Source organism: Natronococcus sp., from assembly GCF_047921035.1.
Lineage (GTDB): Archaea > Halobacteriota > Halobacteria > Halobacteriales > Natrialbaceae > Natronococcus.
Genome location: NZ_JBLRWX010000036.1, coordinates 6586 through 21871, shown reverse-complemented (window position 1 = coordinate 21871; position 15286 = coordinate 6586). Strand labels below are relative to the sequence as shown.

15 protein-coding genes and 1 pseudogene are annotated in these 15286 nt (G+C 65.4%); 8 read left to right on the top strand and 8 right to left on the bottom strand.

Annotation, left to right across the window (positions count from 1 at the left end; translation table 11 throughout):
- Window position 1: 1 nt before the first annotated feature.
- Both ACNA7R_RS09445 and ACNA7R_RS09440 read right to left on the bottom strand, forming a co-directional pair.
- Window positions 2-814, bottom strand: coding sequence for an ABC transporter permease (locus tag ACNA7R_RS09445; RefSeq protein ID WP_416283313.1), 813 nt, complete (start codon window positions 812-814; stop codon window positions 2-4).
- Window positions 811-2004, bottom strand: a complete 1194-nt coding sequence (locus ACNA7R_RS09440; RefSeq protein WP_416283312.1) for an ATP-binding cassette domain-containing protein — start codon at window positions 2002-2004, stop codon at window positions 811-813. Before ACNA7R_RS09440 ends, ACNA7R_RS09445 begins: the two co-directional genes overlap by 4 nt.
- Window positions 2005-2178: 174 nt before the next feature.
- On the opposite strand from ACNA7R_RS09440, the gene ACNA7R_RS09435 reads away from it, so the two are divergent.
- The 4 genes and pseudogenes from ACNA7R_RS09435 to ACNA7R_RS09420 all read left to right on the top strand — a co-directional run bounded on the left by ACNA7R_RS09435 (window position 2179) and on the right by ACNA7R_RS09420 (window position 7921).
- Window positions 2179-3588, top strand: a complete 1410-nt coding sequence (locus tag ACNA7R_RS09435; protein ID WP_416283311.1) for a ribonuclease H-like domain-containing protein — start codon at window positions 2179-2181, stop codon at window positions 3586-3588.
- A 2-nt stretch (window positions 3589-3590) separates the two neighbouring features.
- Complete coding sequence (locus ACNA7R_RS09430; protein ID WP_416283310.1) at window positions 3591-6014, top strand: DEAD/DEAH box helicase; 2424 nt, start codon at window positions 3591-3593, stop codon at window positions 6012-6014.
- Window positions 6015-6067: 53 nt separating this feature from the next.
- Window positions 6068-7590 (top strand): annotated as a pseudogene (locus ACNA7R_RS09425) (MATE family efflux transporter).
- A 166-nt stretch (window positions 7591-7756) separates the two neighbouring features.
- The gene (locus tag ACNA7R_RS09420; RefSeq protein WP_416283309.1) at window positions 7757-7921 is read left to right on the top strand and encodes a hypothetical protein; all 165 of its coding nucleotides are present in this window, start codon (window positions 7757-7759) and stop codon (window positions 7919-7921) included.
- Between the two features lie 49 nt (window positions 7922-7970).
- On the opposite strand, the gene ACNA7R_RS09415 is transcribed toward ACNA7R_RS09420, so the two are convergent.
- Together ACNA7R_RS09415 and ACNA7R_RS09410 are read right to left on the bottom strand one after the other, a co-directional pair.
- Window positions 7971-8510, bottom strand: a complete 540-nt coding sequence (locus ACNA7R_RS09415; RefSeq protein ID WP_416283308.1) for a TrmB family transcriptional regulator — start codon at window positions 8508-8510, stop codon at window positions 7971-7973.
- A gap of 217 nt (window positions 8511-8727) precedes the next feature.
- The gene (locus ACNA7R_RS09410) at window positions 8728-8928 is read right to left on the bottom strand and encodes a DUF202 domain-containing protein (protein ID WP_416283307.1); all 201 of its coding nucleotides are present in this window, start codon (window positions 8926-8928) and stop codon (window positions 8728-8730) included.
- A gap of 213 nt (window positions 8929-9141) precedes the next feature.
- Between ACNA7R_RS09410 and ACNA7R_RS09405 the strand changes: the two genes are divergently transcribed.
- The gene (locus tag ACNA7R_RS09405; RefSeq protein WP_416283306.1) at window positions 9142-9456 is read left to right on the top strand and encodes a hypothetical protein; all 315 of its coding nucleotides are present in this window, start codon (window positions 9142-9144) and stop codon (window positions 9454-9456) included.
- Window positions 9457-9584: 128 nt separating this feature from the next.
- On the opposite strand, the gene ACNA7R_RS09400 is transcribed toward ACNA7R_RS09405, so the two are convergent.
- The 4 genes from ACNA7R_RS09400 to ACNA7R_RS09385 all read right to left on the bottom strand — a co-directional run bounded on the left by ACNA7R_RS09400 (window position 9585) and on the right by ACNA7R_RS09385 (window position 12668).
- The gene (locus ACNA7R_RS09400; protein WP_416283305.1) at window positions 9585-9833 is read right to left on the bottom strand and encodes a HalOD1 output domain-containing protein; all 249 of its coding nucleotides are present in this window, start codon (window positions 9831-9833) and stop codon (window positions 9585-9587) included.
- A 42-nt stretch (window positions 9834-9875) separates the two neighbouring features.
- Entirely contained in the window at window positions 9876-10148 is a 273-nt protein-coding gene (locus ACNA7R_RS09395; protein WP_416283304.1) for a PadR family transcriptional regulator, read from the bottom strand.
- 515 nt (window positions 10149-10663) lie between these two features.
- Window positions 10664-11005 (bottom strand): hypothetical protein, encoded by a 342-nt coding sequence (locus ACNA7R_RS09390; protein ID WP_416283303.1) that lies wholly within the window; start codon window positions 11003-11005, stop codon window positions 10664-10666.
- A gap of 193 nt (window positions 11006-11198) precedes the next feature.
- Window positions 11199-12668 carry a short-chain fatty acid transporter gene (locus ACNA7R_RS09385; RefSeq protein WP_416283302.1) on the bottom strand — a complete coding sequence of 490 codons (1470 nt, stop codon included), beginning with the start codon at window positions 12666-12668 and terminating at the stop codon, window positions 11199-11201.
- 215 nt (window positions 12669-12883) lie between these two features.
- Here ACNA7R_RS09385 and ACNA7R_RS09380 point away from each other — a divergent pair, with 215 nt between their 5' ends.
- The 3 genes from ACNA7R_RS09380 to ACNA7R_RS09370 all read left to right on the top strand — a co-directional run bounded on the left by ACNA7R_RS09380 (window position 12884) and on the right by ACNA7R_RS09370 (window position 15196).
- A complete protein-coding gene (locus ACNA7R_RS09380; RefSeq protein ID WP_416283301.1) occupies window positions 12884-13084 on the top strand; it encodes a hypothetical protein in 201 nt (66 codons plus the stop codon).
- 134 nt (window positions 13085-13218) lie between these two features.
- Window positions 13219-14067 carry a hypothetical protein gene (locus ACNA7R_RS09375; protein WP_416283300.1) on the top strand — a complete coding sequence of 283 codons (849 nt, stop codon included), beginning with the start codon at window positions 13219-13221 and terminating at the stop codon, window positions 14065-14067.
- A 190-nt stretch (window positions 14068-14257) separates the two neighbouring features.
- Entirely contained in the window at window positions 14258-15196 is a 939-nt protein-coding gene (locus ACNA7R_RS09370) for a fibronectin type III domain-containing protein (protein ID WP_416283299.1), read from the top strand.
- Window positions 15197-15286 lie beyond the last annotated feature (90 nt).

The following is a 15286-nucleotide window of genomic DNA, read 5'->3' as shown; positions in this document are numbered from 1 at the left end:
GTTAGTAGTCGCCGAGGACGCCGAGTCGTCTCGCTCGGCGGGTCGCGTACTGGAACACGGCGTACCCCAGTGCCAGGTAGCCGACCGCGACCCCGACGAGGATCCCCACGTCGATCGGCGAGAACTCCCAGAGGCGGATCCCGTCGACCATCGCGCGCTGGAGGAGGGCGCTGCCGTGGGCGAGCGGGAGAAACCGCATCCAGCCGAGGTCGAACGCGGGCGCGGAGATCAACACGACGAACCCGAACTGGAGGAGGTTGAGCCAGTTGCCGATCTGCTTGTAGAGGACGGTGATCCCGCCCGCCGCGAGGCCGAGGCCGAGCACCGAGACGATAGTGAGCGTCGCGACGACGACGACCGTGAGGGGGTTCAACTCGAGCGTCGTTCCGGTAACGACGATCATGGCCGCCAGGATCACCGTCGAGGTGAGGAAGGTCCGAACGATCTTCGCGACGCCTTTCAACAGCGCGACGGGCGCGAACCCGAACGGCGTCATCACGTGGCGCTCGAGGGTTCCCCACTGGACCTCGCTCCCGATGTCGTTCGAGATCGAGGAGTAGGCGCCGACCGAGAGCGTCCACAGGAAGTAGCCGACGACGATCCCCTCGATCGAGTCGGTGAGGGCCTGCCCGGCGACCATCCGGCCGCCGTAAAAGAGGACGCCGAAGAAAAACAGCGCGACGACGATCCCGCCGACCGCGTTGGCGGGGTAACGGACGAAGAGCAGGAACTCCCGGTAGAGGACGGCTCGCGCGAGGTGGCGGTAGCCGGCCTTCCGCGGCGTCTCGGTCGCCTCGGCTCCCCGTACGGTCATCGATCGTCCTCCCCGGCTCTCCGCGCGGTTCCCTTGCCCTCCTCCGCTCTCCGCGCGGTCCGCTCCTCCCCCTCGGCGCTCGTCAGCTCGACGAACACGTCCTCGAGGTCCGGCTCGACGGTTCGCACCCGCTCGAGGGTGACGTCCGCGGCTCGGAGTCGGGCCATCAGCTCGTACAGCCCGTCGCTGTCCGTCGTGACGTCGATTCTCGCGCCGGCTTCGAGCCTCTCGACGTCGATTACCCCGAATCGGTTTCGTAGGTCCGAGACGATCGCCCCGGTGAGATCGGGACTCGAGATCCGGACGCGATGACGGTCGGTTCCGCGAAGCAGCGCGTCGACGGTGTCGTCAGCGATAATCCGCCCGTTCGAGACGATGAGGACGCGGTCGCACACCGTCTCGACGACGTCCATATCGTGGCTGCTGAGGACGACCGTCAGCTCCTCCTCCTCGACGAGACGTCGCAGCTCCCGCTGGAGGGTGCGCGAACTCTCGACGTCCAGGCCCAGCGTCGGCTCGTCGAGGAAGATCACCTCCGCCCCGCCCGCGAGGACGGTCGCCAGCGACACCTTCTGTTTCATCCCCCGCGAGAGGTCGCGGACGGGGACGTCCGCCTTCTCGGCGAGCTCGAGCTGCGAGAGGAGGCGGTCGTGTCGCTCGCTCACCGAGTCCGGATCGACGCCGCTGATCGTGGTGAAGTACCGCAGGTTCTCCCGGACGGTCAGCCGCCAGTAGTCGTTGCGCGCGCCCTCGAGCATCGCGTCGACGAACGCGTACGCCTCTCGGGGGCGGTCGTAGACGTCGACCCCCCGAATCCGAACCGTCCCCGCGTCGGGAAGCACCATTCCGAGAATCGACTTGATCAGCGTCGTCTTCCCGGCGCCGTTCGGCCCCAGCAGTCCGACGATCGAGCCGGTCTCGATCTCGAGCGAGACGTCGTCGACCGCCGTAACCGCGTCAGCTCCCTCGCCGAACCGCTTGCTAAGTTCGGCGACGGAGACGGCCGGCGTGCGACCTTCCGTCGACGATCCGTCGACGGCGTCGGCGACGCGCTCGGCCGGCTCGGCGGTTCGCTCCGAGCCGGTTCGTTCGACCGGGCGTTCGGAGGCGAGTCCCGCGGCTACCGTCTCGCTGGCCCCGGTGCCTGCGCTCTCCCCGCCCGACGTTCGGTCGTCGTCACGCGCTGTCACACTCCGTATAAGCGAGAGAACTACAAAAACTCGAGGCCGACCCGCTGCCGCGTTTCACTTTCTCCCCCGTCGGCCGGCGTTTATATCGATCGAGCCGGTACCGTCCCGTAGAATGGTACCGGATCGGATCTCCGTCGGCGTACTCCCGACCGCACTCCCCGGCAGGTGGCCGCGGTGATCGGGCTGACCGTCCTCTCGGAGGCGGCGGGCCGGGACTGTACCGCCTCGCAGGCGGCCGACGTCGTCGACTACTTCGATACCGACGTGCTGTACGTTCGGTCCGCCGAACGGGACCGATCCATGCGCGAGGCCGTGCCGGATTCGGTTACGGTCGCGCGCTACGACCCCCAGTCCCCGACGGCCGAGGTGCTCGCGGCCGACAGCGAGATGACACTGGTCGCCGCGACGTCGGTCGCCGAACTGCGGACGTACGCGTCCGAGCGGCTCTCGGGCCGGAAGGACGCGACCACGTTCGTCCTCTCCGACCTCCTGACCGTCTCGCTCGATCTCACGCGCCTCGAGGCGGAACTCGCCGGCCTCGAGGCGTACCGCGAGGCGCTGGACGAGGCCGCCGACCGGACCGTTCAGCTGACGACGGGTGCGGTCCCGTCCTACAGGCGGGAGTGGGACGGACTCGTCGTACAGGGCGTGATGCCCGAAGCGAGCGAAGGGGGCGGTGACTCGAGCGCGGACGTCGCTCACGCGGCGCTGCGGCCGGACGGGACCGTCCGAACCGAGACTCGCTCGCTCGGAACGTTCGGCCTCGAGGCGATCGCCGACGTGGGACGTCGACGGGCGGAGACGCTTCGGGACGAGGGGTTCGACTCCCGGGCCGAACTCGCGGACGCGACCCCCCACGACCTCGCCCGGCTCGAGGGGATCGGTCGGCCGACCGCGCGAACGATCGTCGAGTCGGCGACGGTCCTCGAGACCGGCGAGGCTCGGGTCGCTCCGAATGCGTCGTTACCCTCGGGGGAGCCGATCTTCGTCGACATCGAGACCGACGGGCTCGATCCGTCGATCGTCTGGCTGATCGGCGCGCTGGATCGCAGCGCCGACGGCTACGGCTCGTTCCTCGAGACCGACCCCTCGAGACCGGCGGGGGCGATCGAGGCGTTTCTGGGGTGGCTGGCCGACGTCGACCCGGGTCGGCCGGTCGTCGCGTACAACGGCCGGAACTTCGACTTCCCGATCGTCGAGGACCACGTCGCAAAACACTGTCCCGAACACGCCGAGACGTGGGCGAGCCTCCCCAAATTCGACCCGTACCGCTGGGCAGTCGAGCGGGACAACGCCGTCCTGCCGGGCCTGACGAACGCACTCGAGGACGTGGCGTCCGCGCTCGGATGGGAGTCCGACGAGACGGGACTCTCCGGGGCGGTCGTCGGCCGCCGGTACCGACGCTACGCCGAGACCCCCGAACGCGAACTCGACTGGGAGCGCCACGAGCGCTACTGCGAGGACGACGTCCGGGCGCTCGCGTTCGTCTACGACCGCCTCGAGGAGGCCCAGCCCCTCGAGCGAGCAGAAGAGGATGACCGATCGGAACCGACCACCAGCCAGGGAACCCTCGCGGACTTTTGACCATGAGTCGGGACCACATTTCGTCGCTCGAGACGGCCCTGAACGCGGCGTCGCTCGCGGAGACCGTCCCACGGTACGACGGACAGCTCCGGGAGACGGCCGTCGAACCCGCCAGGGAGGCCGACACCGTCCCCGCGGAGGACGTGCTGCCGACGGAACTTGCCGACGCGCTCGAGTCGGAACTCTACTCCCACCAGGCGGCCGCGATCCGCAAGCTACGGGAGGGGCGAAACGTCAGCGTCGCCACGTCGACGTCCTCGGGTAAGACCTGGGTGTACGCGCTGTACTACGCCCTCCGGAAGCTCGAGAACCCGGACGCTCGAGCGCTGTTTCTCTACCCGACGAAGGCGCTCGGCGCCGACCAGGAGGTGGCAGTAAACGAGCTGTTCGAGCGACTGGAGCTGGACGCCCGGGCGGAGACGTACGACGGCGACACCCCCGCCGACCGTCGCCGGGCGATCCGGGACGGCGTCGACGTGCCGATCTCGAACGCCGCGGGGATCAACGCCTACCTCGAGTTCCACGCGAAGTGGCGGGACGTCCTCGCGAACTGCGAGGTGCTCGTCGTCGACGAGGCCCACACCTACTCGGGCGTCCACGGGATGCACGTCGCCTGGGTCCTGCGACGGCTACGGCGGCTGCTCGACTACTACGGCGCCGATCCGCGGATCGTCTGTACGACCGCGACCATCGGCAATCCGAAAGCGCACGCCGAATCGCTCACCGGCGCCGCGTTCGACGTCGTCGACGACGACGGCAGCCCCCACGGGCGCCGGGAGATCGCCTTCTGGGACCCCCCGGCTCGAGACGCCGACGGCGGGCTCGAGGACGACGAGATCCCGCCCGACGCGCGGGCGAGCGCGGCCGACGAGGCCGCGAACGTGCTGGCCCACCTCACGAACAACGAGCTGCAGACGCTGCTGTTTACCGACTCGCGGCAGGGAACCGAAATCGGAGTCAAGCGAGCCCTCGAGGCGGCGTCCGACCATCCCGCCGATACCGCCGTCGAGTACGCACCCTACCACGCCGGACTCGGCAAAGAAAAGCGCGCGGCGACCGAACGCGCGCTGCGAACCGGCGCGGTCGACGGCGTCGTCACCACCAGCGCGCTGGAACTCGGCGTCGACATCGGGTCGATGGACGCGACGGTCCTGGCGGGCTACCCCGGAACTCGGCAGTCGTTCCGGCAGCGGATCGGCCGGGCCGGCCGGGGGACGGCGGACTCGCTGTCGGTGTACGTTCCCGGCTCGGACGCGATCGACCGGTACGTCCTCGACAACCCCGACTACCTCCTCGAGGACGACGTCGAGGACGCGGTCGTCGATCTCTCGAACAACGCCGTCTACGCCCGACACCTCCGCTGTGCGGCGTCGGAGCGACCGCTGACGTACCGGGACGTCGAGTGGTTCGGGCCCGAGGAGCGACTCGAGCGGGCCGTCGAGATGTGGCGGGCGGCCGGACAGCTCGCGGGCGACCTGGACCGGGGCGTCCGGTACGACGGTCCAGCCCGTCCCCAGAGCGACATCTCGCTGTACGCCACGACGAACGAGCGCTACGACGTGCGGCAGGTCGACGGGGAGATCGATATGGAGTCCCTCGAGCGCGAGCGGGTGTACCGCCAGTACCATCCCGGCGCGCTCGTCGTCTACGACGGCCAGCAGTACGAGGTACGGCGAGTCGTCGAGCACGCCCACCGCCCGTTCGTCGAACTCGAGTCCGTCGACACGAGCCACTACACGCGGGCGGTCTCCGACAAGCGCGTCACCGACCTCGAGGTCGAACGGACCCGCGACCTCGGCGGTGGCTACCGGCTGGGCGCCGGAACGGGGACGGTCCACGTCAACTACAGCGCCTACACGGTGCGCGACATCTTCGACGGCACGCTCGTCGAGGCGGCCCAGCCGATCGATCTGCCGCCGATCTCGCTTCGCACGCAGCTGATGTGGGTCGCCTTCCCCGAGGACGTCCTCGAGCGCGTGCTCGAGGAAATCCCCGACAGCAGTACCATCGCCCCCGACGCCGACAGCGAGTTCGCCGGCCTCGGCGAGGCCGAGTACACGCTCGCCGGGGGCCTCCACGGCGGCGAGCACGGGATGATCGAGCTGTCGCCGCTCGAGCTTCGACTCGACACCGACGACATGGGCGGGCTCTCCCAGCTCCGCCACCCCGATCTCGACGGTCCGGGCTGGTTCATCCACGACGCCGTCGAGGGCGGCGTGGGGTTCGCTCACAGCATCTACGAGAACTTCGAGGCCGTCGCCGAACGGACCCGCGACCGGATCGCCGACTGCGACTGCGGCCGAACTGACGGCTGTCCGGCCTGCCTGATGAGCAGCCAGTGTGGCAACCGGAACGAACCGTTGCACCGCCACGCCGCCGTTTCGCTGCTGGAAGCCGCGCTCGAGCGGGTCCGCACCGCGGATTGAGGCCGGGACGAAGGAGAAAGCGTTTCCCTCCTTCGCCCCGGAGCAGAGGACGGATGAGCCGAGAACGACGGGATCGGTCGGTCGACGTCATCAACGGAAAACTGGTGTGGCCGCTGATCGTCCTCTCGTTCCAATCGTCGTCACCAACCTGTTGATGGTCGGCTACAACCTCGCCGACACGTTCTGGGTCGGGCGACTCGGTCAGGCCGGGGTCTCCGCGCTGTCGTTTTCGTGGGCGATCATCTTCTTGGTGATCAGCTTCGGGATCGGCTTCAACGTCGCGGGGACCGTCCTCGTCGCCCAGAACAAGGGCGCCGGCAACACGGGGCGGATCGCCCGCGTCGCCGGCCAGACGATGACGTTTATTTTCGGCCTTTCCCTGCTCATCGCCGTCGTCGGCTTCCTGCTGACGCCGACGATGCTCCGGTTCGTCGGCGCCGAGCCGGGGACGGTCGAGTACGAGTACGCCCGCACCTACACCCGAACGGAGTTCGCCGGAATGCCCTTCATCTTCGCCTTCTTCGTCTTCCAGTCGCTGCTGCAGGGGTGGGGCGACACGCGGACGCCGCTGTACCTCATGACGTTCAGCGTCGCGCTCAACGTCGCCATCGACCCCTTCTTCATTCTGGGCTTTCAGGACAACGTCGTCTTCGCCTGGTTCGGCCTCGAGGCCCTCGAGTCGCAGCTGTTCGCCCTCACCGGGTTCGACGGCTGGGCCGTCCAGGGTGCGGCGTTCGCGACGATCCTTTCCCGGGGACTCGCGGCCGCGATCGGCATCTGGCTGTTGCTCTCGGGACGGGTCGGGATCGAACTCTCGGCGGGCGACTTCCGCCCGGAGCTCGAGACGATCAAACAGCTCGTGACGATCGGTCTCCCCGCGAGCGTCGAGGTCAGCACCAAGGCGTTCAGCGTGACGATCCTGACCGCGCTGGTCGCGCTGGCCGGCCCGACGGCGGTCGCCGGCTACGGCATCGGTACGCGCGTCACGTCGATGGTCGTGTTGCCAGCGCTCGGGCTCGCACGCGGCGTCGAGACCGTCGTCGGACAGAACCTCGGCGCCCGCCAGGTCGACCGCGCCAAGCGCGGGGTGTACGCTGCGGCCGGGCTCATCGCGGGCTGTTTCCTTCTGTTCAGCGGGTTCGTGTACGTACTCGCCGATCCGATCGTCAGCTTCTTTATCACCGGTTCGGGGGCCGCCGAGGTGACGGCCGTCGGCGCCGAGTACCTGCGGATCGTCTCGCTCTCCTTCGTCTTCCTGGGCGTCTTCTACGTCGTTCAGGGGGCGTTCCGGGGCAGCGGCAGCACGCGGACCGCGATGGGGTTCGCGATCGTCGGCTTCATCGTGCTCCGTCCGTTGCTGGCCTACGGCCTCGCCGAGCCGCTCGGCATGAGCGCGACCGGCGTTTTTATCGGGGACGCGCTGACGAACGTCGTCATCGTCGTTCTGGCCGGCCTGTATCTCCTTCGGGGAACGTGGACCGACAGCGTGGTCGAGGCGGAGCCGCAACGGGAGTCCGAACCGGACGCAGAGGAGCGTTCGCCGACCGCGAACGGCGGGTTCGAGGAGGACGACTGATACGGATTGCTGTACCGATGTACCGGCGCAACCGCCGCACGGGTCGCGGTTGCGCCGGTACTGACGTACAGGAAACCGTATGACGGTGCGGCCGGCGAGCGATCGCCACCTCCGACCAGGCAGTTGAAAGCAGCAGTCTTTACTTCTCGACTGAGAATCAGAATATATGCCTATTCTCACGGCAGTAAAAAAACGTCTCGCCGGGGATGCTGCCGTGGTCTACGAGTGTCGGAACTGCGGGACGGTACTCGAGACGAACGAGTGGACCTGTCCATCCTGCGGATCGATCGAGGTCGCGGAGTACGACAGCGTGGAGTACGAAGTGTCGTAACCGTCCCGGGGCGCTACAGCGTCCCACGAGCGGCGACCCGAGCTCGCGGTCAGGGTGACGTCGACGGTTCGTCCCGGAGCGGGGCCCGTAACTCCTCGACGTCGACGATCACCACGTTGTTCGTCTCCTCGATGGCCGTGATCTCGCCGAGAACGACCAGACTCGAGACCGGAGAGGGGCCGACGACGATTGGATCGCCCTCCTCGAGGTCGCGGACCGACTGCTGGAAGTGGATCTGTGCTCGACAGAGGTCGGGATGGTGAACGTTCGTGAAATCGATCTCGTCGACCGTCGCGTCGGCGCGGTCGTACTCGCGAGCGAGGGTGACGGTTTCGGCGTCGTCCAACTGCCGGCGACCGAGGATCCGGTAGGCGGCGTCGGTCGGCTCGTACCCGCCTTTCGGGCCCGCGATTCCCTCCGCGAGTCCGATCGAGCTGAGCGTCCGCATCTGGTTCCGGACCGTGCCCGCGTTTCGATCGGTTTCCGCCGCGAGGACGCTGGCGCTGACCGGCGCACCGGCCGTCTGATACTCGTTGATCAGCGTCGTGATCGTCGAGCGCTGGCTACTCGTCAGATCGATTTCGTCCATACCTGTACAAACGGTCGTTCAGTTATACGGGTTGTGGTCGTCGGTTTACTAGTCCGATACGGGAAAACCGCTTACAGACGGGTATCGGCGAACGTCGAAACGGGGCGTCCGAGCGAGTCGGAAACCGGGCTCGAGGAACGACGATACGTTCGGTAGTTATCGCACCCAAACAGCCCCTCCCGACCCGGAGACGGATACGGGCAAAGCGACGTTGCGGTCACGCTTTCTCTCCACAGGATCCGATCTCCATTCCGTACGTGATCGCGTAGGCGGTCGCCGACGCGAGCACCAATAGCGCCATCGAATACAAAACGAGCGTGAACGGGTCCGGCGGCGAAACGATCGCCGCAACCGTAACCGCACCCATAGCCAGCAGCAGCGACGTCGACAGGAACTTGGAGAAGGTCCGGGAGTGCATACGGGTATCGTCCTGTCAGTTCGGTATATCCTTTGTGTCGCGATCGATGCGATCCGAACCGAGTCGGAGTGAGCAGGTACTCGGCGGTCGGGAACCCAGATCCGTGGTAGGGCTGGCCGAGGATCCGGCCTCGAGCGACGGAGCCGGCGGGCCGGCCGCGAAGGGCGACCGCACTGACCCAACGACTATAGTGGCTGCCCGTCATGTATTCCCATGGTCGAGGCCCACCTCCCGGAACTCGACGGCGAGCAGATCCGGTACAACGACGACACCTGGGAGTTTACCGGAGCGATCGACGTGAAACAGAACGGGAACCGCATCCACGCGGCGGCGAAAAAGCCCGACCGAGTTCGTGGGAACACCGGGACCCTCAACTTCACGCTCGACGATCCGCCGGCCTCCCTCAATCCGGGAAATCTCGGCGACCTCCGGTGTGAACTCGAGCAGGAGGCGGCCGGCCCCGTCCTCGTCGTCGATCGAAACCACACGGCCGATCGCTACACCCTGGATAGCCTGAGCTACGACTGAGACGGACTGCGATGAGCGCAACCCGCCCGTCCTGCGCCCGTCTCGGAAACCCGGTACAGCGGTACCTCGAGCGCTCGGGCCGACGCTTCGCGGGCGACGAGTATCGAGAGCGGTGCTCTCGATCCGACTTAATCGATCCTGACGATCGGGTCGTCGTCGAACTCGATGCTGATCGTGTGTCCGGCGTACGGGAACTCCACCGTCCCGATCCGCACCGTTTCGTTCTCGGGATCCTCGAAGATCGCCTCGAGCGCGTCGGGGTCGACCGCATCGAACAGCGGCGGCAACGCCATCGGATCGACGTTCTCGAGCGTGGCTACCCCCACGAGGATCCGTTCGTGTATCTCGCTGCCGGTTTCCGCGAGCGCTTCAGTCATCGTTCTCCGGAACTATATGATTTCGTAAATACTTTCGGCTGATTATTCGGTGTACTGGGAGACCCACTCCTGTCGGTCTTCGATCGCCCGTTCTCCCGCCCCCGTGAGTTCGTAGTAGTTCGTTCGCCGGTCGAGTTCGCCCTTCTCGACGAGATCCTTGTTGACGATCGTATCGAGGTTCGGGTACAGTCGTCCGTGATTGATATCGGCGCTGTAGTACCCTTCGATCTCGGCTTTGATGTCCTGGCCGGATGGCTGGTCGGCGCCCGCGATGACGTACAGTAGGTCTCGCTGGAATCCTGTGAGGTCGTCCATCTTATGAGATCATCGATAGGTGAGGGGTTTGTTATGTATGCCTTAGCGACTGTTTGAGAGAGTAAACGTTATGTCCGGATGACGGTAGCGACGCCGTATCCCCCGGGCAGGGCGAGACGGTTTCCGTGGCGGCCTTCCTGCCGTTATCGTCGGTCAGAGTTACTCGTTCGACCCGACAGTGACGGGACGTCCGAGAGGCAAGCCCGACCTATCTCGTCGTTCGGCCGCCGAACGTCTCGGTATCGCGACCGCTGATTCGGGCCGTCGGACGCCGATTCCGACGCAACCGACGGCCCGTCCGTTCCGGTAGTCGGTGGCTTCCTCGAGAACGGAGCGGCTAGTTACGATGATCCGACAGTACGGATTCCCTGTCGGCAAACGGAACGGACGCGAACAGTCGACCGACGGCAACCCGGCGGTCGCTTCGAATTACTCAGACGGTTTACTGTACGTCAGTTCCGACGCAACCGCCGCCCGGTCGCGGTTGCGCCGGGAAATCGATACAGCAATCCGTATCAGTTGCTATCCTCCATCGACTCCGCTTCGGACGGGCCGCGCGCAATCTCGACCAGTCGATCCGACAGGCGACGCGCCTCCTCGGGAGTCAACGTCACGTCGACGTGTCCCCTCCCGTGATCGCCCGCCATCGCGTCGACGCTCAGGACCACGTGCTCGTCGGCCGAACGGACGGAGACGTCCGCCCGATCGGGGTAGTCCCGGGGCGGGCCGATCTCGAGGTCGTGCTCGCCGCGCGTGACGCCGAACTGGATCTCCGCCGGTCGCTCGAGGTCGAGCGTCTCCATCGGATCCGTCTCGCCCGTGTCTGGCTTCTCGCCGCGGTCGGGATCGGTAACCATGCCCGGGGATAGATCGGCCGGCGACTTGGCTGTACTGTCCGCCGCGGGTACGACGGCCTCGCGAGGAAGATCGACAACCGGTCGGCCGGAGACGGATCTCGGAGGTGGAACGACGGGGCGTATCGATCCCTCGAGGTCGCCCGGGTCGGGCCCGGTCGAAACGGAGGCCGGAAACGGATCGGTTCCGGACGGCTCAGAACGCGCCGTACGGAAGGAGGTAGAGAACGACCGCCAGGAACGGGAACAGGACGAGCAACATCACGGCAGCGTACCCGAACATCTCTCGAGCCTTGATGCGGGTGATGGCCAGAAGCGGAATCGCCCAGAACGGGTTCAGCAGGTTCGTGTGCGCTTCGCCGACGGCGAAGGCCATCGTCGCGTGACCGAACTCGACCCCGAGCTGGTCGGCGGCCTCGAGGATCGACGGGCCCATGACGATCCACTGCCCGCCGCCGGACGGAACGAACAGGTTGAGGAGCGCCGCCGCCAGCCACGCGAAGATCGGAAACGTCTCGGGGGTCGAGAGCCCGATGATGAGGTCCGCGATCGCGCCGGCGAGGCCCGAATCCGCCATCATCCCCTGGATGCCGGCGAAGAAGGGAAACAGCAGGATGATTCCGGCGGCCGCCGACGACGCCTCGCCGAACTTGTCGCGGTACGTCGACGGATTCGTCCAGACCAGTATCCCGGCCATCAGGAACGCGAAGTTGATCGTGTTGAGGTCCCACAGTTCGATCCCTTCGGTGACGAGCACCCAGGCGACGTACGCGACGCCGGTGATCGCGAGGAGGCCGCCGAGAACGCGGCTGTTGTTGATGCGCTCCGCCGGGACCATCTCGTCGGACCGGCGTTCGCCCGACTCCACGACGTCTTCACCGCCGTCGCTGGCCGTCTCGTACAGCTCTTCTTCCGGGATGTACTCGGTGATACCCCGCGCCCGCTCCCCGGACGGGGTGATGAGGTAGAGTACGGTAACCGCAAAGAGGATCGAGAGGACCGTTAGCGTGATCGTGTACGGGTGGATGATCGTTTCCGTCACCGGAATCGGCTCGGATACGACGGCGAAGGCCGTCCCCTCTCCGACTTCCGACTCGTCGGTGAGCAACAGCGGCGCGGATCCGGACCATCCCCAGTGCCACGTCAGACCCAGTCCCATGTAGCCGGCGACACACAGCAGCGGATAGTGGACGTCGATCCCCTTTTCGTGTGCGACTTTGCCCATCTCGCGGGCGAAGATCGCACCCAGAATGAGGCTAAACCCCCAGTGGATCCAGGCGACGGCCATCGAGAACCCGGCGACGAGGACGACCGCCTGCGGTGGGGTGTTGGGGAGTTTTGCGAGGCGGACGAGAAGCCTGTTCGCAGTCGGGTGATACGCGAGCACGAATCCCGTCATCAGGATCACGACCATCTGCATCGAGAAGCCGAGAAAGCCCCAGAACCCGCCGAACCAGAACTCGATCATCTCTACCGGCCCGACCGCCCCGCCACCGTTCGGCGGTTCGATCGTTCCGGTTTGGTTCAAAACGAGTCCGACTCCGAAGACGAGGTACGTGAGCAGAATTGCGAACAGGAACGGACTGGGCATCCACCGCTCGACGATACTCGAGAGCCTATATCCGAATCGTTCGATAACAGATCCCCCTGTGTCACTTCTAGACATACAGACTACGTGGACGCAACGACGAAATAAATCATATGGTTCGAATACTGTCAAGCGTCTCTGAATACCGCGACGCGAGTCACTCGAGTCGTCTCGCTGCTTGCTGCTTCCGTCGGGTTGACAGCGAGTCGTTCAGAGACGTCGATCCGGGCGCGCGAACTCGCTGCGCAAGAGTCGTCGATGCGTTTAGGTCGTAGACGCTCGAACAGACGATAATGGAAGACCTGAGTTCGTACGCGGTTGGCGATACGATTCGCGACCTCCGAGGGAACGGAGACGAGTACGAGATCGTCGAGAAGGAACTGTCCACGGTCGGAAAGGTGAACGCCGTCATCGTCGTACCGATCGGCGAGGACGCCGACGAAACGCGGATCAGGATCCCCCAGTCGGAGTGGAGCGACACGTGGACGGCGTGATCACGACGTAGCGGAGACGGACCGAGCGCAATCGGCTGCTCGAGCGGAACGAAGCCGTCGAAACCCGTCCGCGATAGGACGGTTTCCCGCCGAGAATCTTATCACCGACGGTGCTCTCTCGACAGAGGAATAGCATGGGAGAAAAGGACCACACCACTGACGATACCACCGAGCCGATCGACCGTGGACGTCGTCGGCTGTTGGCCGCTACGGGCGGTGTTATCGCGGCAGCGACGGGTGCGGGAATTCTCGGGAGTTCCGCCGGTCAGTCGTTCCGAGACGTCGATGCGGACGGCATTCCGGACTCCCTCGAGCGATCGGCAGCGTTTCACCGGCGACTCGAGACCGTCTTCAAGGAAGACGTCGTGGAACTCGACCCGAGCCGCAAGGACCTCCTGGTCGACGTACGATACATCGGGGGAACGTCGGTTTCGGACGAGGCCAAGGCGTATCTGCAAGCGCTGTTCCGCGAAAACGGCATCTCTCTCCAGTGGCTCGATCATCCCAGCGCGTACGATCTGGACAGCGTCCGGGAGCGGTACGGGTTGAGTATCGAGTCGTTACTCGTCTTCCCGACCGGGTTCTACTGGAACCAGGTCGAGTCGTTCCTCCGGAACGTCGCCTTCCAGCTGGTCGTCGTCCCCGGCCGTGAGACCGATTTCGAACGGAGGCAGCTGTACTCGCGCTTCTATGACGACCACGTCAACGGAATGAATATCGGCAATCGGGCGGCGATCGTCCAACGGGACGACCCCGCCAGCGAGGCCGAACTTGCCCTTCACGAGATCGCTCATCTCGCACTCTGTCACGACGAGGATCCGGATAATCACGGCCCGATGGGACGGGAGACCGAACTCGATCTCACGGACCGGGAGTGGGAAACCCTTCGCAACAACCTCAGTAATATCCACGATACGACCGGACTCGACGTGGCCTCTCGCCAATGTCTGGTCGAGGACTATCTGGATGGGACCGCCGCCTAGAAAACGCGGTTCTGACCTGGAACAACCCCTGCGACTTTCAGGGCCGTCGCATCGGATCTTAGCCTCCAAACACATCCGCTACCAGAGCCCGCATTGACTGGAACGCCGGGGGCCTCTTTCGCTGCAGTTCGAAGACTATACCAACAGCTAGAGTCCCGCGGCTGAGATCCTCCAATGGGCGACATAATCGATGGACAGGAGCGAGCGTGCAGGCGATCGGAATTTGGCCGTACACTATCGGAAGACCCGCCGACGATTTCTCCAGGTCGCCAGCGTCGGGAGCGTCGGTATCGCAGGCTGTACCAGCTTTGGCTTAGGCGACGACGAGACGCCGACGAGCGACCTGTCGACCCTGTTTGCTACGTGGCGGGGACACGATCCATCCAGCACGATCACACTCCAGTGGCTTACACCGACAGCGGACCGCTCCGATCCGATTCCCGTTGCGGTCTCAGCTGTCGCCGGCGATTCCGAAGCGGACGAACAAACGACCGTCGTGCTGTTTGGCGAGTCGGATCTCTCCCGCCACCGAGCAGTACTCACGGACCTCGAGCCAGATACGGAGTATCACGTCACGGTCGACGGTTCGGATACCGGTCTCTCCGTCCGAACGGCTCCGGAACGACTCACAGCGCCTCTCACGTTTGCTGAAGGCGGTGACATCGGAACGTCGTCTGCCGTCCCACCACTACACGAGCAGGCAGCGTCGTGGGACCCGTTGTTCGGACTGGTCGGAGGTGATCTGGCGTACGCCGACGGTGTAGACGTCGGCGAATGGGTCACGTTCCTAGAACAGTGGAACGAGCACATGCGGTCCGGTAACCGTCTTATGGTGGAGAGTCGACGACCACGTAGCAGATCGGCAGCGGATCGCCGTCGATCAGTTAGGTTCTTCCGGAGCGAGCGTTTCGCCTGCTGTCGACAGTTCATCGCTGGCGTCCGCTACTTCCCCGACCCGATCGTCGAGTTCGACGATCCCAATATCCGAACGATAGGTGACCAGGTTCCGATCGGAGAGTTTTGGGAGACGAACGTGAACCAGGTCGAGATAGACGTCCTGTTCGTCCGTATTCTCGATCGTCGCGATTCGAGAGGCGAGTTTCTCTACACCGAGAGGTCCCCCGGATAACCGCAACGCGTGTACAACGTACCACGAACGAGTATCAAGCGCTAGCTCCGCGAACGCTTGCGCTTCAGCCGAGAACGGTGCAGCCTTCAA